A 24,852-nucleotide genomic window follows, 5' to 3' on the forward strand; every position below is an offset into this window, starting at 1 on the left:
TCCAATCGTTCTTGGTCGAAAGATCGGATCTCGGAACAGGCATTTAGTTCAATTTTCTTAAACGAGATTCAGGTTAACTATTCACAGCTAAGTGCAGGTAATTATCAATTACAATTAAAAGTTAGCGATCAATACGGGCAATGGAGCAAGGTTCACACTATGCTAAAGCTGACAGTAACGCCTCCTTGGTGGCAAACGAAATTGGCGTATGCGGCATACCTTATAATAGTTTTGATTATTACATGGTTAATTTTAGCGTCACGCTATCGAGCTAAAACCGCAGAGCAACTTATTCAACAAGAAAGAAAGCTCAATCAACTAAAGACCCAATTTTTAGATAATATTAGCCATGAACTTAAAACGCCATTAAGCTTAATTTTAGCGCCAGTAGAAAACTTACAACAGCAACAACTCGGTGCTCAAGCGCAACATCAAGTTTCTATAATCAAGCGTAACGGGCTCCGCCTACTTAATTTAATTAATGAGCTATTACAGCTCAGCCAGCGCCCAAGTGCGACTATAGAATATGTATCCGCTTATTCTATAAGCCCTTTTATAGAACAAATAGTAGACGACTTCGCTATTTTGTTTGCCCAAAAAAATATTAATTTTTCCTTTAAAGACACGACGCAACAGCCTAGTTACATAAATTTAGAAACTAAACATACTTTATCTATTATTGATAATTTATTGACCAATGCACTTAAATACACCCCATCAGATGGAACCGTTAATCTAACGCTTTCTAACACAAACAATAATGTTGTTATAACGGTATCTGATACTGGTATTGGTATTGAAGATCACCAGCAAGCGCTTATTTTTGAACGCTTTACTCGTATTGCAACACACAACCAAACAGGCAGTGGTATAGGTCTCGCTCTGGTTAAGCAGCTTGTAGAGCAATACGACGGGCAAATTTCATTAGCCAGTAAAATAAACAAAGGAAGTTGTTTTACAGTCACGTTGCCATTGTGTGAATCAGATAACTTATTAACGGATAAACAACTAGCGTCCTCTCAAACTATGCTGGTAGAAAACAACAAAAAACTACTCATTGTTGAAGATAACGAGGAAATGCGTGAGTTACTGGTTTCATTATTTAGTGATAACTACACCTGCCTCACCGCTAATAATGGAGAAGAAGGGCTAGTGCTGTGCCAAACTCAAATGCCCGATATAGTGCTCAGTGACGTAATGATGCCTACGATGGATGGATATCAACTTCTCAGTGCCATTCGCTCAGATATCTCTATTAATCATATCCCTGTTTTATTACTCTCTGCCAAAGCAGACAGTCGCAGCCGAATAAAGGGGCTTGATTTGCTGGCCGATGACTACCTGTGTAAACCCTTTGAAGCATCATTATTAAAAAGTCGGGTTCATGGCTTATTAGGCATTCGTGATGCGTTAAATAAGCACCTAATAAAACAGTTATCAGCCCAAGCACATGCTGTGACCTTAGATGCACAAATAGAGCAGAATAAAGATTACACGTTTACAGAACGCTTAAAAACAATCTTGCGTGAAAATTACCAAAATGAACTGTTTAGCGTCGAAGAGTTTGCCAGTGCAATGTGTTTGAGCCCTCGTGCACTGCAATTAAAAATGAAAGCACTTTTTGACATTACACCCAGCGATTACATTCGCAATACCCGCTTAGAATATGCAGCAAAATTATTAGCTGATAGCGACTTAACCATAGGTTTAGTTGCAGATAACACCGGCTTTAGTTCTCAAAGTTACTTTGCCCGTTGTTTCAAAGCCAAATATTCACTGACACCAAAACAATACAGAGAAGCACAAACATGTAAAAGTAATTAGCTTCGCGTGTGTACTCAAAGCTTTCGCCTGAGTACTATTTTTAAGCTACTGATTTATTTAAATTAACCTTAATTAGCCATTGCTAAAAAAATAACTACAAATGTAATTAAGCACATAAATTAAGGAAAATCCTATGCTCTCATCCATACAAAAAACGCTACTTGCCACAGCATTAATAACCAGCTTAAGCGCATGCCAAAGCACCTCAACAAACGTTACTTCAAATCAAAACTCGCCTGACATTAATGAAGTAAGCAAACAGCAATACAATGGCCCTAAAGCACGTATCGCCGTGGCGCGTTTCACTGATAAGTCGAATAACTCTAGATGGTGGCGAAAAGAAATTGGTGAAGGTATGGCAGATCAACTTACCACCGCACTTGTTGGCACTAATCGCTTTATTGTATTGGAGCGCCAAGCACTAGATGCTGTGCTTTCGGAGCAAGATTTAGCTGTATCAGGCAGAGTGAGTGCACAATCGGGTGCAGCGTATGGCGAAATTGAAGGCGCTGAAATTGTAGTCGTTGCAGCGGTTACTGAATTTGATGATGACAGTTCAGGGGCAAGTGTTGGTTCAGGCGGCTTTATTGGTGATGTGTTTAGTTCTGTTTCAGCTGGCTTTTCTGGATCGCACATGGCTATTGACCTAAGGTTAATTGATACACGCACTTCACGTATTTTAGCTGCAACTAGTGTTGAAGGCGGTAGTAAAGATTTTAACTTTACCAGCGCAGCAACAAACTTTGGTGGCGCACTGGTTGGAGGGAGTCTTAGTGGTTGGTCAGACACTCCAAAAGAAAAGGCACTACGTGAAGTAATAATTAAAGCCGTTGAGTTTTTAGAAACTAAAATCCCAGACACCTATTATCGCTATAACCAAAACAACACGCTTGCTGCAGGCTATACAGCACCACCACCGCCAAAGGTAGCTAGTAAAAAAGCAGCACCTGCTGCTGTCGCTGTCGATGTGCCGAATCATAGAATGCCACATTATGAAAAAATGGACTTAGCAATGTCTCGTATGAACTTGGTTTGCTTAGGCTATTTAAAAAGCCAACCTGATTATGAAGAGTTTGAAACTGAAGACGTTAAGTACGACCGTCAAACTGTATTAGCACTGCGCGAGTATCAACAAGAAAAGAGCTTGAAAGTAACGGGCCTTGCCGATGAAACAACAAAGAAATCTTTAGATGACTCAAAATGTTTAGCAAAAACTCAACAGTCAGGGCTAGAAAGCTTAGGCAACATGTTTAAGTTTAACTAATCAGCACCTTTGAATTTTAATCAAACAATAAAAAAGCGGCTACTTTATAGCCGCTTTTAATCCACTCGTAATAACTCACCGCGATAAAAATCACACAGTAACCATATTTGTTCAAATTGATGGGTATTTGGAAAACATACTTTTTTGACTGCCGCTTCAAAGTCGCTCTTATGCCAAATAGTACTAGCGTTACGAATTAACAACCACGTACGCTTTGAATAATAACGCTTAGTCGCTTTTTGTTTTAATAAGCGCTCCAACGCTGATTGCAACCGGTGTTCGCTTGGTTGTTGCGCCATGTCGGCTAAATCACGCTGCATTTGTATCGACAGTGGCCGGCCTAACACGGCCATGGCTTCCGTTTCACTGGCGTATAAATGCGCCACCTCTATATCGAGTTGCTGATTTTCTTGATAACAGCTTACATCGGGTCTATTTGGTTCATTGTGCCAAATATGGCGCATATGAATTCCCGTTTGCTGTTCATAACATCGCAAAAACAACTTGGCCGCATCGTGCTCTAATTGTTGTTTTTCGGCATCACTGCTGCGCTTCATTCAACACCTTATAAACGTCATTTAACAGCGATGAAGCGCCAAACCTAAATGTTTCTGGTGCTAAATAATCATGCCCCATAATCTCGGTTGCTAGTTGCAAATAAGCATTTGCATCTACTGCGGTCTTGACTCCACCAGCAGCCTTAAAACCAACTCGCTTTGATGATTTTTTGATGGCTTTAAGCATTATTTCAGTTGCTTCAAGCGTGGCATTTACTGCTACTTTTCCTGTACTGGTTTTTACAAAATCAGCTCCGCCTTGAATGGCAAGCTCGGTTGCTTGAGTAATAAATGCTGCTGTTTTTAGCTCGCCAGTTTCAATGATCACTTTGAGCTTAGCACGGCTGCCACATACCTTTTTACTCTCACTCACGTATTCCAGCACGGTATCGGCTTCACCTTTTAAAAGCGCTTTATAAGGAATAACTAGGTCAATTTCATCGGCCCCCCGCTCTATGGCTATCAGGGTTTCATTGAGTACTTCATTGAGTGGCGCATCACCAGAGGGAAAGTTAGTTACGGTGGCCACTTTTACATGGCTCAATAAGCGATTAGCAAGTGCTATTTTAGCGTCATCAACAAATTCACTAAACACACAAAGCGCAGCAGGCGTTCCTAACTTAGGGTTTATACTGTTTACTAATGCGTTAATACTGGCTTGACTATCATCAGTGTTTAAACTGGTTAAGTCCATTAAGCTAACGGCTAGCGTGGCGTTTTGAGTATTGTTTGTCATTTTATGCCTATGAAATTGTGTGACCTTAAACTATATAAGAGCATCATAGCTTAAACTTGCTATAGCTCATAACCAAACACTATAAGCGCGTTTTTTATACTAAATGTCACTCTACCCCTTACTAAATACGATTTAGACCTAAAAAACATGATTGATATAACTTTTAAGAATATCAACTAAGATTTAATTATTTTTTACTTATCAATAGCCACTATATTCTGCTTCTCAGTTAAACACTTTATTATTTTTAGGGGCGTTATTCAGTGCAATATTTACCTATCTTTACCAAACTCGACAACAAACCCGTATTGGTTGTTGGCGGTGGAGAGGTTGCCTTGCGAAAATGCCGTGCGTTTTTAAAAGCACGTGCCGATGTAACGCTAGTTGCCCCTTGGTTTTGCGAAGAATTAAAAGAACATGCGCATAATAATGAAGTAACATTAATAGATGCCTATTTTGAAGAGTCGCATCTTGATGGCAAAATTTTGATTATTGCCGCCACCGACAACGATGAAGTAAACAACACCGTATTTGAACTCGCCAATGCGCGTAATGTGTTTGTAAACGTGGTGGATGATCAACCTAAATGTACCTTTATTTTCCCCTCTATTGTTGATCGCAACCCAATTACCATTGCGATTTCAAGTGCAGGTACCGCGCCGGTTTTAGCAAGGCGCTTACGTGAAAAGCTCGAAACACTTATTCCGCAGCATATCGGCCCACTCGCTAACTTGGTTGGTGGCTTTCGCCATAAAGTAAAGCAACGCTTTAAACATTTTGCTGATCGTCGCCAATTTTGGGAAGGCGTGTTTGATTCATCAGTAGTAAGCAAAGTCCAAACCGGTGATACCCATGGCGCTGAGCAACAACTAGAGCAAATGCTGGATGCCAAAGTTGAACCAGAAGGCGAAGTATACGTAGTCGGTGCAGGCCCTGGCGACCCAGAGCTACTCACACTAAAAGCGCTGCAACTAATGCAACAAGCCGATGTGGTGGTATATGATTACTTGGTATCCGATGAGATCATGGAATTAGTGCGTCGCGATGCCGATTTAATCTGTGTGGGTAAGCGCTTAGGCGATCACAGCGTAGCTCAAGAAGATACAAATAAGATGTTGGTTGATTTAGCACAACAAGGTAAAAAAGTGTGCCGAATTAAAGGGGGCGACCCATTTATTTATGGCCGTGGTGGCGAAGAAGTCCAAGTACTGGCAGCCAATAACGTAAATTACCAAATAGTGCCAGGTATAACGGCAGCCGCGGGATGTAGTGCCTACGCAGGTATTCCTTTAACGCATCGCGACCATGCTCAGGCTATTCAGTTTGTTACCGGACACTGCAAAAAAGAAGGACAAGAACTTAATTGGCAGTCGCTTGCACAAAAAAACCAAACACTGGCTATTTATATGGGGGTAATTAAATCGCCGCATATTCAAGCCGAGCTATTAAAACATGGGCGAGCAGCAACAACACCAGTGGCCATAATTGAAAACGGCACACGCAAAAATCAACGTGTTGTCACAGGACAGTTAGACCAATTAGCGCAGCTCATTGAGCAGCATCAAATTATTTCACCCGCTTTACTGATTATTGGTGAAGTAGCTTCGCTGCATCAAGAATTACACTGGTTTGGCGAAAAAGCACAGATCAGTAGCTTTGCTCAACCGCTGACAGACGTGGCGTAGTTTAACAGATTTTAATTTAATCATTTTAGTAGGACGACCAACAATGGCTTTAACTCACCTTCAGCAACTTGAAGCTGAAAGTATCAAAATCATGCGCGAAGTCGCCGCTGAGTTTGAGAACCCAGTTATGCTTTACTCAATCGGTAAAGACTCATCGGTACTTTTGCACTTAGCCCGTAAAGCATTTTATCCTGCAAAAATTCCGTTTCCGTTATTACACGTAGACACCAACTGGAAGTTTCGTGAAATGATTGAGTTTCGCGACCGTTTAGCCAAAGAGTATGGCTTTGATTTAATCGTACACAAAAACCCTGAAGGCATCGAAATGGGTGTAGGCCCATTCACGCATGGTTCGGGTAAACATACCGATATCATGAAAACCCAAGGTTTAAAGCAAGCGCTTAACAAGTACGGTTTTGATGCCGCATTTGGTGGCGCACGCCGTGATGAAGAAAAATCACGGGCTAAAGAGCGCGTGTATTCATTTCGTGATAAACACCATCGCTGGGATCCTAAAAACCAACGTCCTGAGCTTTGGAATACCTATAACAGCCAAGTGAATCCAGGTGAAAGTATTCGTGTATTCCCATTATCTAACTGGACTGAACTAGATATTTGGCAATACATTTATCAAGAAAATATCGAAATGGTGCCACTGTACCTTGCTAAAGAGCGCCCTGTAGTAGAACGCGACGGTACCTTAATCATGGTAGATGACGATCGCATGCCGCTTAATGAAGGTGAAGTACCACAAATGAAGTCGGTTCGCTTTCGAACCTTAGGCTGTTATCCACTCACTGGCGCGGTTGAATCAACGGCAAGCAGCCTAACAGAAATTATTGAAGAAATGTTGCTATCGTCGTCATCTGAACGTGAAGGTCGGGTGATTGATCATGATTCAGCAGGCTCTATGGAGAAGAAAAAACGTGAGGGGTATTTCTAATGTCTAACCTAAATAACGATACATTTAACGAAGTAAAAGAAATTGGTATAGACGCTTACCTAGCACGTCAACAAGATAAAAGCTTATTACGTATGCTAACGTGTGGCAGTGTGGATGACGGTAAATCAACCCTAATTGGACGCCTACTGCACGATAGTCACCAAATTTATGAAGATCAGCTAGCTGCACTTCATAAAGATAACGAAAAAGTAGGTAATGCCGGTGAAGAACTTGATTTAGCATTGTTAGTTGATGGCCTACAAGCTGAGCGTGAGCAAGGCATAACAATTGACGTAGCGTACCGTTATTTCTCAACCGCTAAGCGTAAGTTTATTATTGCCGACACCCCTGGGCATGAGCAGTACACCCGTAACATGGTAACGGGTGCATCAACCAGTGATGTTGCCATTATTTTAGTGGATGCACGTTATGGCGTGCAGGTACAAACTAAGCGCCATAGCTTTATTTGTGACTCATTAGGCATTAAACAGTTTGTGGTTGCGGTTAACAAAATGGATATTGTTGATTTTGACGAAACCGTTTATGAAAAAATTAAAGCCGATTATTTAAAATTTGCCGAGCAACTTAACGTATCAAACATTAAGTTTGTGCCTATGTCGGCGCTTAAAGGCGATAATGTAGTAACTCGCTCTGCACACACTCCTTATTACACCGACAAACCATTGCTTGAGCTGTTAGAAGACTCTCCGGCAGCTGAAATCGACACTGGTTTTGAAGCGCGCCTTCCGGTGCAGTATGTGGTTCGCCCTAATTTAAACTTCCGTGGTTTTCAAGGCACGCTGACCTCAGGTAAATTACGCGTTGGCGATGAGATAAAAGTACTGCCTTCAGGTAAAACATCTAACATTAAAGAGATTGTGACTTTTGATGGCAACCTCGACACCGCCGAAGCAGGCCAAGCAATCACGGTTACTCTTAATACTGAAATAGATATTAGCCGAGGGGACGTTATTGTGCCTGCGAATTCGCAAGCTCAAGTAACCAACCAATTACAGGCTAAAATTGTGTGGATGCACGAATCGCCATTAGTACTAGGTAAAAGCTATAACCTAAAACTAGGCAGCAAAAACACCTCGGCCATGGTCACAAAAATAGACCACACTATTGATGTAAACACCCTAGAGCATGGCAGCGCAGATTCATTACAATTAAACGAAATTGCGATTGTGACACTCGAGCTGACCGAGACTATTTTAGCGGATCAGTACCATCACAATCACGAAACAGGTTCGTTTATTCTTATTGACCGTTTATCAAACTTAACGGTTGCAGCAGGAATGATAGAACAGGTACTACAAAGTGAAGAAAATGCGGGTAAATTTAGCGACTTTGAAGTTGAGTTTAATGCCCTAGTACGCAAACACTTTCCACATTGGCAAGCGCTTGATATTTCAAAGCTATAACGTTTAATAACCGCCTGTTAGGAATATTTAAAGCATGGTAGAACAGCTCATTTTAACAGGCATTATGTTGCTTTTAGTCGGGTGCCTATTTGGTACCCGTATTAACCCTGCGTGGTTATTTGTCAGTGCCATAGGCACCAGCTACCTAACCGGGTTAATTGACTTAGAAAGCATGCTGGTTAATTATACTAACCCATCATTAATTACCTTAGTGTTATTAATTTTAGTGTCGATAGCGATAGAAAAAACCACGCTTATTCAACGCTTAGCTAAATCGTTATCCAGTGGTAGTTTAGTTAAATCAGTGACCAAGCTTGGGCTTTCTACAGCGTTTTTGTCTTCCTTTACTAACAATACTGCGGTGGTTGCCTCCTTAATTACCGCCATAAAGGATAACCCAAACCACTCCCCTTCAAAGCTGTTGCTACCCTTGTCGTACACCGCTATTTTAGGCGGTACTATTACACTCATCGGTACCTCTACTAACTTAATCGTAAATGGCTTTGCAGTAGATGCGGGGATGGCGCCATTAGGCTTTTTTGATTTTACCTTAGTGGGTTTAGGCGCACTCAGTGTGGGCTTAATCACTATTTTAGTGATGCTAAAATGCCTGCCCGACAACGGTAAAAATAGCCAAGAGGTGGTGCCTTTTTATTTAGAAGGGAAAGTACAAACCGGCTCTAAACTAATAAACCGCACCGTAGAAGAAAACGGTTTACGCGATTTAAAAGACTTGTTTTTGGCTGAAATTATTCGCGATGGCAATCGCATTTGCGCCGTGACCCCCCAACATATTATTCAACAAGACGACATACTGCTGTTTGTAGGCGATATAAAGTCGGTACCTTTGCTCACTCGCTTTGACGGCTTAAAAGTGGTGCACGACAAACACGAAAAAGACATAGAACACCTCGTTGAAGTTGTCGTTAGTCAGTCGTCTAAATTAATTGGCAAAACGGTAAAAGAAGCCCGCTTTAGAGAGCAATTTCATGCGGCCGTTATTGCTATTCGCCGTGGTCACGACCGCTTACAAGGCGGGCTTGGGCAAGTGCGCTTACAAGCGGGTGATTCATTAATCCTCGCCCCTGGTAAAAGCTTTTATGACTTAACTAACTTAAAGCGCGAATTTGTGTATATTTCAGGGCTTGATTTACAAACACACCTCGGTGCAAAACAATCAAACATTGTATTGTTAAGTTTTGCAGGTGTGCTGGGATTAAGTATTTTAGGCGCCGTACCGCTGGTTAAAGGCTTATTAGTGTTACTTATTGGGCTGATGTTGTGTGGCACGATTAAGCTGAGCGAAATAAAACGCCGCTTTCCTATTGAGTTACTTGCTGTCGTGGGCAGTGCCATAGGTTTAGCTAAGCTGATGATAGGCACCGGCCTTGCTGGGCAAATATCAGACGCCATGTTTGTAGTGCTAGGCGACTTTGGCCCTTATGGCGCGTTTATCGCAATCTTTTTAATGACGGTGTTATTTACCGAATTGATCACTAATAACGCCGCAGCGGCACTGTCGTTTCCGGTTGCCTACTCACTAGCCATTGGCTTTAACGTAGAACCTTTGCCGTTTATTATGGCGGTTGCATTTGGCGCCTCAGCCAGCTTTATTTCACCTTTTGGTTATCAAACTAACTTAATGGTTTATAGCGCGGGTAACTACCGACTAAAAGACTATGTAATGATGGGGCTACCCCTTTCTATTATTTATTCAATTACCGTACTGACTTTGATCCCGCTGGTATTTCCGTTTTAATGCCCGCGTTCATAGCATAAAGAGACACAGCAAATGGATAACAATATTGTTTGGCATAATTACGCCACCACTAAAGTACAGCGCAGCGAACAAAAAAAACATAAGAGCGCTATTATATGGTTTACTGGTTTTTCTGGCTCAGGTAAAAGCACCGTTGCGAATGCTTTAGAAGCGGCACTCAATCAGCAAGGCGCGCACACGTACCTACTTGATGGCGACAATGTACGCCATGGTTTATGTAAAGATTTAGGCTTTAGCGATGCCGATCGCGTTGAAAATATCCGCCGCGTAGGCGAAACCGCCAAGCTAATGGTTGACGCTGGTTTGTTAGTCCTTACTGCGTTCATATCTCCTTTTAAAGCTGAGCGCGACATGGTTCGTGAATTAGTAGATGAGGGTGAATTTATCGAAGTTTTTATCGACACCCCTCTTGAGGTGTGCGAAAGCCGCGATCCAAAAGGCTTATATAAAAAGGCGCGCGCCGGTGAAATTAAACACTTTACTGGGATTGATTCAACTTACCAGCCGCCGGTTAATCCTGAAATAATTTTAGATACCAGTAAAAACACCCTAGACCAATCGGTAGCTCAGCTGATAACGTATCTAAAACATCAGCATATACTATAGGCCCATGTAATGAACCAGACTGAACTGCTAGAAGAAACCCTTATTCTCGCCCGCAAAGCGGGAAGCGCGATTATGGGTATTTACAATAAAGACTTTAACGTTGAGTACAAAGCCGATGAAAGCCCTGTAACCGACGCCGACTTAGCAGCTCATAAGATCATTAGTGCAGGACTAAAAGAGCTCACCCCCGATATTCCTGTGCTTAGTGAAGAAAGTGCCGATATTGGTTGGGATGTACGCCAAACATGGAAAAGCTACTGGCTGGTTGACCCAATCGATGGCACCAAAGAATTTATAAAAAAGAACGGCGAGTTTACCGTTAATATTGCCCTAATCGAAAACGGCAAACCGGTTTTAGCCGTGGTTGATGCCCCTGCACTGGGTGTATCTTATTTAGCCGCCGAAGCCATTGGTGCTTTTAAAGATAAAGGCGATGAGCGCATCGAGCTTAAAGTTACCACCAAGCCTAACAAAGGCCTTATTCGTGTTGTAGGTAGCCGCTCGCACCCTTCCCCTGATTTAGCTGAATTTGTAAAACGCTTTGATGAGGTTGAAATGGTGTCAAAAGGCAGCTCACTGAAACTGTGTTTAGTCGCCGAAGGCAGCGCCGACATTTACCCGCGCTTAGGCCCAACTTGTGAATGGGATACCGGCGCAGGCCACGCCATCGCTGAAATAGCCGGCGCTAAAGTCACTCAACTTAATGGCAGCCCGCTGTTATATAACACCAAAGATGAATATTTGAACCCGTATTTTGTAGTGAGTGCGGTGGAAGAATAAAAGCTAAGAGTTGCGAGCTACGGGCTTAGAGTCGCGAGCAGCTCAATGGCAATTTAAACACCGTAGATTGGGTTGAGTGGAACGAAACCCAACAAGTACCTAATGGCTGCGGGTTACGGGCTTAGAGTCGCGAGCAGTTCGATAACAATTTATACACCGTAGGCTGGGTAGAGCGAAGCTAAACCCAGCGCAATTTAGCTTTAAGCGGTAAGTTGCAAGCCCTGCTCTTCACTCGTAGTTTAATTTAAAAAACAGCTAAAAAACTCAGTGACAGAAACTTGAAACTTACAAATGCATGAGCAGCTAATTGAGCTAAAATTTCATTGGAATAAGTTACATACACATAACTAACAATGAAAAATACTCCAAACAATACACTCATTGTCACGGGCGGATATCGCCAGTTAAATCCAATACTGCGTTTAGCGTGAGAAATGTAGAACTTATCCAGCAACAGTTTTATGCCAATACCAGCTAAAAATGCGCTGCTGTAATGCAAAACCGGATTAGCATTTAAAATAGCGCCCAAACTTGAATATGCTTTTTGTACAAAACCGATTTTGCTTAAAAATACGGTAATTGTTGCAGCGGTAATTGCGCACAATAAAAGGGAAAACCAACGCGTGGCTGTAATGGGGAGTGTTTTAACTTGTAACAACTTAATATCCTTATCAATACGTTACCTTGCCAGTGTATACCTTATATTTGTCGATTTGAACAGTCAGTGCTATCCATGATAATTTTTGTTCTTAGATTGAATAATATCGTATATCAACGTTTCACATTATTTATAGATAAAGATAAATACATGGATTTTATACAAGGAATAATAAATGCTCGGATTAATTCGCTATATAGTAGAGCTATGTCCGGAAGTTAAAGGACAACTTATGCTAAACGGTAAACCAGTAGCAAACCAACTTATCCAAAGAGGCTTAACCTTAGAAAATGAGGAGATAGATGAAGCCTATACGGATAAACTCGGTTTTTACTCATTTCCCGCTAAATCAATTAAATCACGTAAGCCTGGCAATATATTTTATGAGTCAATGATCAGAGTAGTAATAGTGACTCACTTTGAAAGTCATCAGCATACTTTATGGTTTGGAATTCAACATGGACTTAAAACCCCAATTGAATTACAAAAAAGACTAAATAATTTAAATGCAGATTTAAGCGCTGAAGAAATAAAACATCAAATCATTGATTCAGAAGCACCAAGCGGCGAGCATAATATTTCAAGTATTTGTCGTTGGACAAATTAAATCGTACAGGAAATACATTGATGTTTTATTCTGTTTATGGATAATCATCAAAATATGGATTATTAATTATCAACAAGGGATGTCGAATGCTTGGTCTAATTAAATATAAAGTTGAGCTTTGCCCAGAAGTAACAGGCCAACTTTCAAACAATGGGATTCCACTAGCAAATCAGCTCGTTGAACGTAGCTTGACCTATGATGATGAAGAGCTAGACAGTGTATATACTAATAGCGAAGGCTATTTCTCTTTCCCAGAAAAATCTTTAACCTCTCGCAAACCTGGTAGTATTTTTCATGAGCCTGTAGTTAGAATAATTATAGACTTAGAAAAAGATGGCAAGATTTTTAATCTGTGGATTGGGTTTCAGCATGGACTAAAAACACCTAAAGAATTTAAAAGACTTCTTAAAAATTTAAATGCCGATTTAACAAATGATGAAACCAAACATCACCTTATAAACCCTGAAGATTCATTGGATGAGCACTTCATTAAAAGTATTGCTCGTTGGGAAAAACAAGATTAAAAGGATTTACCGTGGCAACATTATCACCCATTTTATGCGCTGAACTTGCTAAAATTTCTTATGATATAAAAAAACCAGACCGAAGAGGTCGATACACAGTTATTGCATCAAACTATTTAGAAAATATTTTTTCCTTTGATTTATCCAACGGTCCGATAAAAGGAGTTTCAGGCGGAGCAATGGCCCATGCAACAGGTCATCAGACGGGTTTTGTATTAGTTGGCAAAGGCACCTCTCCAGCTGGTCGCATGAACCCATTTAAAAACGATTTAGTACTTGCCATACGCGGAACTGCATCAATATACGATGCATCTACTGACTGTAGAGCTAATATAAGTGTGTGTGATGGAGGGCATAGTGTACACGCAGGGTTTAACACTTTGTTTGAAACTTTGAAATTACAATTAGCCCCTCTATTACGTGAATTAAAGCCTAATGCTACAGTTCACTGTGTTGGTCATAGTCTGGGCGGCGCAGTTGCCTCATTAGTAGCTGATTGGGCAAAACGACGTTTTAGTTCAGACGTTAAGTTATATACTTTTGGAGCTCCAAAGGTAGGCTTAACTAATTTCGCATTAAGTACGACTAATACTCTTGAACCAAAAAATATATTCCGCTGTGTAAATGGTGGCGATGTAGTACCAATGGTCCCTTTTTGGCCATTCATGCAAGCTCCATACAACGCTCCTGAATACAAAATGGACAACAACCAAATAATTGTGCCTTGGCACCACTTGATGAGGTACTACACCCGAAATTCACAAAAGCAGTCTTGGGATAGCATCAATAAGAGGGTAACATTTAACCCATTTAAACGTGTTACCTTAGACATTACCCACGCAAGCCAAGTCCAACCTTCTATTTATTGGATGAACCGTTTAAGTGAGGCTTTAATGACTCTATTACGCCAAGCAAAGCTTGGAGCGCTGAATGCGCTGCAGTCTGGGGTTTCAAACGGCTTAAGCTTATACGACAAAATTGCGATGATCTTAGCAAACAACAATTTTCACACCGTAGACTTAACAGGCCCAATAAATGGTTTGCTTGCATGCATGCTTGCATTTGCAGGATATGCACGAACAAAGATAAAGGAGTTATCAGCTGAGTTTATTAAATGGGTATTTGAGAAAACATTACAAATGGTCAATAAAATAGCTCAAAAAGCACTGTCTGCAGTAGAGTAGCTGCTGGAGTTAGACATAGTGCATTGTAAGAAAAATTTTCTTTGCAATGCACTGTACTAAATAACTCATTCCAATTCATGATCATTATTGCGTGTTATTCACGCATTTCGCAGCATAATCCTGCACTAATTGCGCAGCTTTTTAACACTGTTTCATATTCGTGACAGTCAGTAACTAATACGCTACAACAAATTTATATCCAAGACATAAAAACACATGAAATGAGTGCCTAAAAACTATATTCTTCGGCGCAATTATTATGATAAATAATGGATACACACACATGACAACATCTCAAGGTGCAACGCTTTCAAATGCACCAACACAAGACGCACACACGTCTAAATCAAAATGGAATCTGCATGATACGCAGTGGACACTCAGTCTTTTTGGCACCGCAGTGGGTGCGGGTATTTTATTTTTACCGATTAACATTGGTATTGGTGGTTTTTGGCCGTTGATTATTATGGCGTGTTTAGCCTTTCCGATGACCTTTTTAGCGCACCGTGGCTTGGCGCGGTTTGTATTATCGTCGAAAAATAAAGAGGCTGATTTTACCGATGTGGTAGAAGAGCACTTTGGCGTAAACGCGGGTCGACTGATCTCTTTGTTATACTTTTTATCAATTTTTCCTATTTTGCTTATTTATGGTGTGGGTTTAACCAACACGGTAGACAGCTTTATGGTCAATCAGCTAGGGATGGAGTCGCCCTCTCGCGTTGTGCTTTCGGGTGTATTGGTGGCTGTTATGATTGGCTTAATGATGGGCGGTGAGCGCTTAATGCTGCGCGCCTTTGCTATTTTAGTGTATCCGTTAGTGGGTATATTATTCTTTTTATCGCTGTATTTAATCCCAAGCTGGCAAATGCCGGATACAAGCTTGCCTGAACTTGGTAGCTTTAGTAAAACACTTTGGTTATCAATTCCTATTATTGTATTTTCGTTTAGCCATGCAGCGGCTATTTCAAGCTTTGTTAATAAACAACGCAGCCACTACGGTGAACTAGCAACCTCTAAGTCAGAAGCGATTCTAAAACGTACTAGCTTATTACTGATCACCTTTGTTTTGTTATTTGTGTTCTCATGTGTGCTATCACTTACCGGTGAACAAATGGCAGAAGCTAAAGCGGCAAACGTTTCTGTTTTGTCTTACTTAGCTAATATTACAGAAAACTCATTCATTGCAACGCTGGGACCTTTGGTTGCCTTTATTGCTATTATGTCGTCGTTTTTAGGTCACTTTTTAGGGGCGCGCGAAAGCTTTACCGGATTAGTAACTAAACACTCAAGCATGAGCCCTAAAGTGGCTGACAAAGTGGGTGCGGTACTGATGTTTTTTGCTATTTGGTTCTGCGCGGTTAAAAACCCAAGCATACTAGATATGATGGATCAGTTATCGGGCCCAATCATTGCGATGATTTTATTCATTATGCCAATGATTGCGGTTTACAAAGTACCTAGCTTACAAAAATACCGTAACCGTTTAAGTACCTTATTTGTACTGGCGGTCGGTTCGTTAGCCGTGTGTGCGTTACTGTACAGCATGCTTAGCTAAACGTTTTAACTCTAAAAAGCCCAGTATTTTGCTGGGCTTTTTTGTGCCTGCGGTTTATCGCAAATGATTTTTTTATCGTATTGCTTGTGAGATGTTAGCTTATATATTCGTCTAAAAATAAGCCAACTATGCAAAACAATAAATGCGTTTTTTTATTAGCCTTTATACTCATACTTCTTAGCCCTGTAATTAAAGCCGCTGAGTCCCCGACTATTTTATCAATGAAAGACAGGGCCGCGTTTATCGATAGCATTACCGAAAAACGCATCAATACGTTATTACCCACATTAATGCAGCAACACAACATTGATATGTGGCTGATGATAAGCCGCGAATATAATGAAGATCCGATATTAAAAACCATGCTGCCAGCAACGTGGTTATCGGCAGACGCACCACCATTTTAGTGCTAGCACGCAATGCCTCAGGGGCTGTAGATGCTTTTGCTATTGCGCCTTATAAAATAGGGAATGTGTTTAAAAAGGCATGGGACAAGCAAGCTCAGCCCAATCAGTGGCTTGCCCTTAATGAGCTTATTGAGCAATACCAACCGCGAAATATTGCTCTCAATACATCTACAGACTGGGCACACGCTGATGGCTTAGTGCATGGCGATTACACCACTTTAATGGCTAACTTACCTGCGACATATAAAAATAAAATAACCTCAGCCGAGCCGCTGGCTGTTGCATGGTTAGAGCAACGCATTCCAGAAGAAGTGGACATGTACAAACACATTGTTGCTATTGCTCATTCTATTATTGCTGAGGGCTTTTCAAATAAAGTAATTACGGTGGGCAAAACAACCAGCGACGACTTAGTATGGTGGTTTAGAGAGCGCGTAAGGGAGCTTAAACTGCAAACGTGGTTTCACCCAAGTATTGCAATACAACGCGCCGACAGTAAATCGTTCGACCACGAAGACAGTTTTACCAATGGCTATGCCGACAATGTTATTCAAGCTGGCGATTTACTGCATGTTGATTTTGGTATTACGTATTTACGCCTAAATACCGACACTCAACAACATGCGTATGTTTTAAAACCAGGCGAGACAAAAGCCCCAGATTACCTTGTTGATGCGTTAAAAAAGGGTAATAAGCTACAGGACATTTTTACGGCTGAATTTACAGCTGGTAAAACGGGTAATCAGGTATTAAAAGCCGCCCGCGAAAAAGCCATTGCACAAGGTTTAAAACCCACTATTTATACGCACCCGCTTGGCTATCATGGCCATGCAGCTGGCACGACATTAGGCATGTGGGATTCACAGCAAGGTGTGCCGGGTGATGGCGATTACCCACTGCATTTAAATACCGCTTATTCTATTGAGCTTAACAATGCGGTGTTTATAAAGCCGTGGAATAAAGAAATAAGAATAATGCTAGAAGAAGACGCCCTATTTGATAAAACCGGTGTGTGGTATCTAAATGGCCGACAAACCGAGTTATTACTGATTAAGTAGCATTAAACAACACATACAAAAATGGCGCTCAGTGAGCGCCATTTTTTATTTAATGCGTTGCTATTATTCTGTATCTGGCAGATTACGACCATAGAATATTTCTTGCATTTCACGTGTTAGTTTTGAGCGAATCTCTTCTTCTTCGTCATCTGACAAATCATCAGTAGATAAACCAAATAAATACGTATTTAAGTCGGTTTCTTTTAACATCATTTTGGTATGGAACAGATTTTCTTGATACACGTTCACGTCCATCATTTGGTACGCTTCTTTAGTATCTTCTGTCATGAAGTTTTGAATCGAGTTAATTGCATGATCAATGTAATGTTTAACGCCGTTAATATCGCGGGTAAAGCCACGTACACGGTAGTCAATTGTAACCACATCTGACTCAAGGCTATGGATTAAGAAGTTTAACGCTTTAAGTGGCGAAATAATGCCACAGGTTGATACTTCAATATCAGCACGGAAAGTACAAATACCATCATCAGGGTGTGCTTCAGGGTACGTGTGAACACAAATGTGGCTTTTATCAAGGTGTGCAACCACTGAGTCAGGTAACGGCCCTGGTGCTTCGTCAGCATCATAATTTTGCTGCTCTTCGACCGGCTCTTCTGAAACCAAAATAGTTACGCTGGCACCTTGTGGCTCGTAATCTTGACGTGCAATATTTAAAATATTGGCACCAATAATATCAACCACATCACCTAAAATGTCGGTTAGTCTATCTGCACTATACTGCTCATCGATATATTCTATATATTCTTTACGTTGTTGCTCTGTTTTTGCATAGCAAATATCGTAAATACTAAAGCTTAGGCTTTTAGTTAAATTATTAAAGCCATGAAGTTTAAGTTTATCGAAGGGTTTGTTCATATAAACCAACCTATAAATTAGTGAAATCTGCACCTGCAGAATGAAAAGTTCGCGGATTTTATACGAATTTTACTCACGGAAAAAGCGTTATTTTCCCTGATCTTGAACAACTTCATGGCTGTGGGTAATTTCTACTGTTTTATCAAGCATTAATGCAACTGAACAATACTTTTCTGCCGAAAGCGAAACCGCTCTTTCTAGGTGCTTTTCAGACACATTATTACCGGTTACAACAAAGTGTAAATTAATTTTGGTGAACACGCGCGGGGCTGTTTCTGCTCGTTCAGCGGTTAACTGCACATCTACTGATGAGAACTCTTGCTTAGTTTTTTTTAAAATACTCACCACATCAACCGATGAACAACCACCAACCGACATCAATACCATTTCCATTGGGCTAGGTGCTGCTCCGTCACTGCCCGCATCAAACACGACATTATGATTGCTGTTAGAGCGACCGATGTAAGTATTACCTTCAACCCATTTTACATTTGCTTGCATTGTTTTATCTCAATAATTTATATTCATTACACGCAGACACTCGCGCGCATTTAAAATTAAATAGCGAATAAAGCGTGGTTTTAAAGGGGGAAATATTAACTAATAGCGTTATCAAATAAGTTTTTGACTAGCCCTGCAAACTCATCAATAAAAGCATGCTGTTCGACTGTGACGGTGTGAGAAGTCACACTGCTGAGTACTTCTTGTAAGTCGTAAACAATGCCATCAACTTCGCGTACAATTTGACTACGCTGCTCTGTAGATAGATCGGGGTGTTGTTGACAAATGCGTATGACATTTTCGGCAATTACATCTTCAATTAACTCAATAACCGTTGGTGCACCTGGCTTTATTTCACCTGGTTTTTCAAACAACGCTAAGTTCTGAGTTAGGTACATTATTAAGTCATCGTACCCTTGCCTGTTTAAAACCATTGTCTACTTACCTCAAAAATACTGGTTGCTTAATTTAAGCAGAAAGCACTGATAATTGCTAGCTTTGTGAGATTGCAGTACAAAAAAAGCAGCCGAAGCTGCTTTTTTAGTGATTTATTACTAGTTTAAAAATCAGTTAATCGATTTTTAAACCTGGGCTTAGTGTTGCTGGCATGGTTACTTTTTCAAGTTCCACAGACGCAACAGGGTATGCACAGTAGTCAGCGGCATAATAAGCGCTTGCTCTGTGGTTACCTGAGGCACCAATACCGCCAAACGGCGCTGCACTTGATGCACCGGTAATAGGACGGTTCCAGTTAACAATCCCCGCACGGATACGACGTAAGAAATGATCGTAATCGGCTTGGTTATCACTTAGTAGGCCTGCTGATAAACCAAAGCTCGTGTCGTTTGCTTTATCAATTGCTTGGTCAAAGTCATCAAAACGGAATACTTTTAGAAGCGGACCAAAATGCTCTTCATCTGGGAAATCATTGATATTTGTACACTCAATAATACCAGGTGTAACAAACCCAGTGTTTGCTGTGTGCTCAAGTTCAACCTGCACTTCGCCACCCATGGCCTTTAACTCATCTTGTGCTTTAACCATTCCAGCGGCAGCGGCCGTTGAAATCATAGAGCCCATAAATGGTTGGTCAGCATCGTCATAATTACCAACTTTGATTGCTTTAGTGGCTGTAATTAGGCGTGCTAAAATTTCATCGCCTTTAGCACCTGTTGGTAAAAACAATTTACGCGCACACGTACAGCGTTGGCCGCTTGAGATAAACGCAGATTGCACAATATCGTGCACAACAGCAAGCGTATCTTCTGCATCTTTAACGATTAGCGGATTATTACCACCCATTTCAAGCGCTAAAATCTTACCTGGTTGACCTGCGAACTGCTCATGTAAAATATGACCCGTACGAGAAGAACCTGTAAAGAATAAACCATCAATGCCTTTGTGTGACGCCAGTGCTTTACCTGTTTCAACTTCACCTTGTACAAGGTTAATAACCCCTGCTGGTAAACCGGCTTTTTCCCATAGTTTAAGGGTTAGCTCAGCCACCATAGGTGTTAGTTCAGAGGGTTTAAATACCACGGTATTACCAGCTAAAAGTGCAGGTACAATGTGGCCATTTGGTAAATGCCCAGGGAAGTTATAAGGACCAAATACAGCAACAACACCGTGTGGCTTATGGCGGATCATCGCACGGCCTTGCGGCATCGCGTTTTCAACGTCGCCGGTACGCTCTAAAAATGCTTTTTCAGCAATGGCAATTTTTCCGACCATGGCACCCGCTTCAGTACGCGTTTCCCAAAGTGGCTTACCTGTTTCTTGAGCTATTGCCACAGCCAACTCTTCGCTATGCTCTTTTAACGTTGCAGCAAAGGTTTTTACAATTTCTAAGCGCTGCGCAAAGCTTTTATCAGCCCAGCTATAAAATGCTTCACGCGCAGAGGCTACGGCGCTATCTACTTGCTCAGCGCTTGCAGCTGATGCCTGCCAAATAACATCGTTATTTGCAGGGTTAACTGAGTTAAATTCGGTGCCTTGGCCTGGTGACCATTGACCATTAATAAATTGTGCAGGATGAGTCATATACTTTCTCCTAAATTAAACTGGGGTAGCCGCAACAAAATCGCCCGATTTCAAATGTAATGCATCAGCAAGTTCTTGCGTAAGCACTAGGCTGTTTGATCGCGAATCAAATGCCATTGGCGCTACTGTTGCTCTAAAGTCTTCAAGCTTGTCATTGGCTAACAACACCATGGTATCGCCTGTCATTTCGCCAATTTCAACGCTAAAGTTTTGTGCATTGCGAATTGTCGCAATGTTATCTACTTTTGCTTCAACGGTTGGACCTGCATCAAAAATGTCAACGTAACCATTAAAAGTAAAACCTTCACTTTTTAATAGTTGAATTGCAGGGCGCGTATTGTCATGCACTTGACCTATAACCGCTTGCGCGTCTTTACTCAATAAGTTGACGTAAATTGGGTATTTAGGCATAAGCTCAGCAATAAATACTTTTTGCCCTATTCCCGTCAGATAATCTGCCGTTGGGAAGTCCATAGAGAAAAAGTGCTCTTCAAGCCACTGCCAAAATGGGCTACTACCGTTTTCGTCAGATACACCGCGCATTTCTGCAATAACGGTTTGTGCAAAGCGTTGTTGATGCTGTTTTATAAACATAAAACGTGCTTTTGAAAGCAGCTTACCGTTACAATTTTTACGATAGCCGTTTTTTAAAAACAGTGTGCACAGCTCTGTCGCCCCAGTGTAGTCATTACAAAGGGTGAGAATATCTACCGCTTTATACACATCTAGCGTGCGCGAAGAGTGAATCACTTTACTCAAATGATAATGATAAAATGCGTCATCTAAGCCAACTGCGGCTTCAATACCTGAAGTACCGACTACTTCACCAGTTTCAGTATCTTCAAGAACAAATAAGTAACCCTCATCACCTGGTTGTGATGTCGTTTTTGTAAATGAGTTAACTGAATGCGCTATCTTCTTTTGTAATAACTCTTCATTATTAGGCAAAGAAGTAAAGCCATGTCCCGACTCGTCGGCGATGGTTACTAAAGCTGCATAATCACTTTTTTGGATTGGGCGAAGGATCATCATGAATCCGCTTACTCCCTTATATATAACGGTAAATAGGAACTGCAAGGCAAACTACGTTTGCCCCTAAAGAAGTTGAATTAGCAATTACGCATTTACAACGTGGGCTACTGCTTTTTCAAAGCGTGCCATACCTTCGCGAATATCCGCTTCTGGTATTACTAAAGAAGGTGTGAAACGAACCACATCAGCACCAGCAACCAATGACATTAAGCCATGCTCAGTACCGGCAACTAAAAACTCTTTTGCACGGCCTTTGTATTGCTCGTTTACCACAGCACCAATTAATAAACCTTGACCACGAATTTCACTAAATACGTTGTACTTGTCGTTAATGGCATTTAATAGCTCAGTAAATAACGCCGACTTTGCTTTAACGCCTGCTAAAACTTCTGGGTTATTTACAGTATCAAATGCGGCTTCTGCAACTGCACACGCTAATGGGTTACCACCGTAAGTAGAGCCATGTGTACCCACTTTAAGATGCTGTGCAATCTCAGTGGTTGTTAGCATAGCGCCAATTGGGAAACCGCCACCGAGAGCTTTTGCTGAGGTTAAAATATCAGGCACTACGTTTAAGCCTTGGTATGCGTATAGCTCACCTGTACGGCCAACACCTGATTGTACTTCATCAAAAATAAGCAGTGCGTTGTGTTTAGTACATAAATCGCGAACGCCCTGTGCAAATTCGTCAGTTGGCGAAATAATACCGCCTTCACCTTGAATTGGCTCCATCATTACCGCACAGGTGTTATCGCTGATCAGTGCTTCAAATGCGGCAAGGTCATTGTAATCACAATGAACAATGTCGCCTGGCTTAGGACCAAAACCATCTGAATAGGCTGCTTGACCGCCTACAGTAACGGTGAAGAATGTACGGCCATGGAAACCTTTATTAAAGGCGATGATTTGCGATTTTTCTGCGCCAAATTTATCAAGCGCAAAACGACGCGCCAATTTAAGTGCCGCTTCGTTTGCTTCTGCGCCTGAGTTTGCAAAGTAAACTTTTTCAGCAAATGTCGCATCAACCATTTTTTTAGCTAGGCGAAGTGCCGGCTCGTTGGTCATTACATTTGATAAATGCCAAATTTTTTCGCCTTGCTCTTTTAATGCGCCCACTAATGCAGGATGGCAATGGCCAAGACAGTTAACGGCAATACCACCAGCAAAGTCGATAAACTCTCGTCCTTGTTGATCCCATACACGAGAGCCTTCGCCTCGAACAGGAATTACGCTTGAAGGTGCGTAGTTAGGAACCATTACGTGATCAAATAATTCGCGATTGACTGTCATTTTATTTCCTCTTAATTGTGTGCATCACAAAGCAGTAGAATAGGGGTGTGATTATTGTTAATAACCAAATGTGCCGGCAAAAATTAATAGCTGTATATTTGCCTGAAACTACGTTGTGGTTCAATTTTCAGGCGCTCATTATTTCAGAAATTTAGGGGGATGTCTCTTCAAAAACTTTCATGTACCCCTTTAAAATAAAGGGCTTAAGATATTATTTCATAGATAGTGAATAACTATTTGAGAGCTAATTATGATGTGCATTTACCTTAGTGAGCGCCTCTACAACGAAAAAAGCATGGCGCTTTTAAATCAACTGCACATGAATAAGTAGAATTAAAGTGAATGAATAGTCGCAAAAAAATTAACAGATTTAGTCAATTTGAAGTGCCAAATTAGTAAAATTACCTGTTTTTAGGGTATCTAACTCTTTTTTAGTGAACTGATAATAGCTAAACCAGCTTTGTAATTCATCGTCTTCAATCAGCTGGTGCTCTTTTAAATTTAAATATTGAGAATAACAGCGAGCCTTTAAAATCACTTGCGATAATGGCAATAAACTATCGCCCTTTTCAACCCCATTCACTAACTGCTGCATAACACTGTTAAAGGGCAAATATTTGAACGACATGGTTTCAATGACCTTGGCGCTGACAAGCAGTGATTTTTCGTGTAGCAGTGTTGTTAAAAATAACGGATCTGGTTTTAGCTCTAATAACGCGGTGTGTAGGTTTTTATCACCTTCTTCACGAGCACGCAGTACTTTGCGCTGCCATACCTGATCAAACACTTTTAGGTATAAGCGCACTAAAGCAATTTGCCCTACATTCAGTAACATGCCCAATGTAAACGCATGCATGGGGTTTACCCCGTTAAGCTGGGCAAGCGTTTGCGCTGCAATGGCACACGACATGGTGTTGTCTTTTAACCTGCGTTTTAATAACGTGAATGGTTCTGTGCTATGTGGCATCCAATGACGCACTGCAAAAGTAGGCACTACCAGTTGCAGGTTGTCTAAGCCCAAATAACGTAATGCCAACGCTGGGGTATCTACTTTGACTGAGGTGCCTTTACTGCGTTGCTTACGATAAAAGGGTAAATTAACTAAGGTAACTAGTTCTCGCCCCAACCAACTTAAATCGTTAATTAGCGGCTCTAAACGGCCAACCGAGGCGGCGCGAGTAGCCAGTATATCGAGTATGGCGCACACGTTATCTTCTATGCCAATGGTGTCTTTAATCACAAAATCGATGTCTCCAAGACGTTTAGCAATCACGCTTTCAATAACGGTATGGAGTTTTTGACTGGTTTTAGCCTGTAACTTTTGATGTGAAGAGCTTTTTTGTTGGCGCTTTTGCTGCGCAGCTACTTCTACTTCTACTTCTAATAAGGTGCGTTTTTTAACGGGTTTGCCGTCATTAAGATCTAAGGTATGAATAAAACCAATTGGCGCTGATCCATTTCTGTGTTGGTTTGCTATACTAAGTAAATCAAATCATGTTAGGAGCGTCCATGAATAATACT

The 24,852-nt window shown here is 41.2% G+C and carries 21 protein-coding genes and 2 pseudogenes; 13 read left to right on the top strand and 10 right to left on the bottom strand.

Features of this window, described 5'->3' with window-relative positions:
* Together AAEY57_RS13930 and AAEY57_RS13935 are read left to right on the top strand one after the other, a co-directional pair.
* On the top strand, positions 1–1,824 hold a 1,824-nt coding region (locus AAEY57_RS13930), incomplete at its 5' end, for a hybrid sensor histidine kinase/response regulator transcription factor (RefSeq protein ID WP_350608082.1).
* 133 nt (positions 1,825–1,957) lie between these two features.
* Positions 1,958–3,088 carry a CsgG/HfaB family protein gene (locus tag AAEY57_RS13935; RefSeq protein WP_138764702.1) on the top strand — a complete coding sequence of 377 codons (1,131 nt, stop codon included), beginning with the start codon at positions 1,958–1,960 and terminating at the stop codon, positions 3,086–3,088.
* A gap of 56 nt (positions 3,089–3,144) precedes the next feature.
* On the opposite strand, the gene AAEY57_RS13940 is transcribed toward AAEY57_RS13935, so the two are convergent.
* Both AAEY57_RS13940 and deoC read right to left on the bottom strand, forming a co-directional pair.
* Entirely contained in the window at positions 3,145–3,645 is a 501-nt protein-coding gene (locus AAEY57_RS13940) for a hypothetical protein (RefSeq protein ID WP_013463840.1), read from the bottom strand.
* Positions 3,629–4,381, bottom strand: coding sequence for a deoxyribose-phosphate aldolase (deoC, locus tag AAEY57_RS13945; protein ID WP_028835951.1), 753 nt, complete (start codon positions 4,379–4,381; stop codon positions 3,629–3,631). The genes AAEY57_RS13940 and deoC overlap by 17 nt, the downstream gene beginning before the upstream one ends.
* A gap of 263 nt (positions 4,382–4,644) precedes the next feature.
* Between deoC and cysG the strand changes: the two genes are divergently transcribed.
* The 6 genes from cysG to cysQ are packed head-to-tail and all read left to right on the top strand — an operon-like array spanning position 4,645 to position 11,599.
* Complete coding sequence (gene cysG / locus AAEY57_RS13950; protein ID WP_016900055.1) at positions 4,645–6,066, top strand: siroheme synthase CysG; 1,422 nt, start codon at positions 4,645–4,647, stop codon at positions 6,064–6,066.
* Between the two features lie 43 nt (positions 6,067–6,109).
* Positions 6,110–7,009, top strand: a complete 900-nt coding sequence (gene cysD / locus AAEY57_RS13955) for a sulfate adenylyltransferase subunit CysD (protein WP_013463837.1) — start codon at positions 6,110–6,112, stop codon at positions 7,007–7,009.
* Positions 7,009–8,433, top strand: coding sequence for a sulfate adenylyltransferase subunit CysN (cysN, locus tag AAEY57_RS13960; RefSeq protein WP_028835949.1), 1,425 nt, complete (start codon positions 7,009–7,011; stop codon positions 8,431–8,433). Before cysD ends, cysN begins: the two co-directional genes overlap by 1 nt.
* A 34-nt stretch (positions 8,434–8,467) precedes the next feature.
* Positions 8,468–10,192, top strand: coding sequence for an SLC13 family permease (locus AAEY57_RS13965; RefSeq protein ID WP_138686476.1), 1,725 nt, complete (start codon positions 8,468–8,470; stop codon positions 10,190–10,192).
* A gap of 33 nt (positions 10,193–10,225) precedes the next feature.
* Entirely contained in the window at positions 10,226–10,819 is a 594-nt protein-coding gene (cysC, locus tag AAEY57_RS13970) for an adenylyl-sulfate kinase (RefSeq protein ID WP_013463834.1), read from the top strand.
* 9 nt (positions 10,820–10,828) lie between these two features.
* On the top strand, positions 10,829–11,599 hold the full coding sequence (gene cysQ / locus AAEY57_RS13975) for a 3'(2'),5'-bisphosphate nucleotidase CysQ (protein ID WP_350608083.1): 771 nt from the start codon (positions 10,829–10,831) through the stop codon (positions 11,597–11,599).
* A 244-nt stretch (positions 11,600–11,843) separates the two neighbouring features.
* Here cysQ and AAEY57_RS13980 read toward each other — a convergent pair whose 3' ends face one another.
* Positions 11,844–12,257, bottom strand: coding sequence for a hypothetical protein (locus AAEY57_RS13980; protein WP_024602222.1), 414 nt, complete (start codon positions 12,255–12,257; stop codon positions 11,844–11,846).
* A gap of 175 nt (positions 12,258–12,432) precedes the next feature.
* Here AAEY57_RS13980 and AAEY57_RS13985 point away from each other — a divergent pair, with 175 nt between their 5' ends.
* From AAEY57_RS13985 to AAEY57_RS14005, 5 genes and pseudogenes are all read left to right on the top strand, one after another.
* Positions 12,433–12,864, top strand: coding sequence for a DUF6795 domain-containing protein (locus tag AAEY57_RS13985; protein WP_024602223.1), 432 nt, complete (start codon positions 12,433–12,435; stop codon positions 12,862–12,864).
* 86 nt (positions 12,865–12,950) lie between these two features.
* Positions 12,951–13,388, top strand: a complete 438-nt coding sequence (locus AAEY57_RS13990) for a DUF6795 domain-containing protein (RefSeq protein WP_024602224.1) — start codon at positions 12,951–12,953, stop codon at positions 13,386–13,388.
* Between the two features lie 11 nt (positions 13,389–13,399).
* Entirely contained in the window at positions 13,400–14,572 is a 1,173-nt protein-coding gene (locus AAEY57_RS13995; RefSeq protein WP_024602225.1) for a lipase family protein, read from the top strand.
* A 283-nt stretch (positions 14,573–14,855) separates the two neighbouring features.
* Positions 14,856–16,127: an aromatic amino acid transport family protein gene (locus AAEY57_RS14000; protein WP_138686480.1), complete on the top strand. Its 1,272-nt coding sequence runs from the start codon at positions 14,856–14,858 to the stop codon at positions 16,125–16,127.
* Between the two features lie 128 nt (positions 16,128–16,255).
* Positions 16,256–17,592, top strand: a pseudogene (locus tag AAEY57_RS14005) (M24 family metallopeptidase).
* 63 nt (positions 17,593–17,655) lie between these two features.
* Here AAEY57_RS14005 and speD read toward each other — a convergent pair.
* From speD to AAEY57_RS14040, 7 genes and pseudogenes are all read right to left on the bottom strand, one after another.
* Positions 17,656–18,468, bottom strand: coding sequence for an adenosylmethionine decarboxylase (gene speD, locus AAEY57_RS14010; RefSeq protein ID WP_013463831.1), 813 nt, complete (start codon positions 18,466–18,468; stop codon positions 17,656–17,658).
* Positions 18,469–18,555: 87 nt separating this feature from the next.
* Positions 18,556–18,969, bottom strand: a complete 414-nt coding sequence (locus AAEY57_RS14015; protein ID WP_013463830.1) for an OsmC family protein — start codon at positions 18,967–18,969, stop codon at positions 18,556–18,558.
* 95 nt (positions 18,970–19,064) lie between these two features.
* The gene (locus tag AAEY57_RS14020; protein WP_013463829.1) at positions 19,065–19,403 is read right to left on the bottom strand and encodes a DUF3802 family protein; all 339 of its coding nucleotides are present in this window, start codon (positions 19,401–19,403) and stop codon (positions 19,065–19,067) included.
* A 136-nt stretch (positions 19,404–19,539) separates the two neighbouring features.
* Entirely contained in the window at positions 19,540–21,009 is a 1,470-nt protein-coding gene (gene astD, locus AAEY57_RS14025) for a succinylglutamate-semialdehyde dehydrogenase (protein WP_350314550.1), read from the bottom strand.
* Positions 21,010–21,024: 15 nt separating this feature from the next.
* Complete coding sequence (gene astA, locus AAEY57_RS14030; RefSeq protein WP_138686482.1) at positions 21,025–22,041, bottom strand: arginine N-succinyltransferase; 1,017 nt, start codon at positions 22,039–22,041, stop codon at positions 21,025–21,027.
* 84 nt (positions 22,042–22,125) lie between these two features.
* Entirely contained in the window at positions 22,126–23,331 is a 1,206-nt protein-coding gene (locus tag AAEY57_RS14035; RefSeq protein ID WP_013463826.1) for an aspartate aminotransferase family protein, read from the bottom strand.
* 370 nt (positions 23,332–23,701) lie between these two features.
* A pseudogene (locus tag AAEY57_RS14040) lies at positions 23,702–24,778 on the bottom strand (HDOD domain-containing protein); the annotation flags it as partial.
* Positions 24,779–24,852 lie beyond the last annotated feature (74 nt).

It is taken from the genome of Pseudoalteromonas sp. MER144-MNA-CIBAN-0113 (assembly GCF_040308965.1).
In the GTDB taxonomy this organism is placed as follows: domain Bacteria; phylum Pseudomonadota; class Gammaproteobacteria; order Enterobacterales; family Alteromonadaceae; genus Pseudoalteromonas; species Pseudoalteromonas tetraodonis.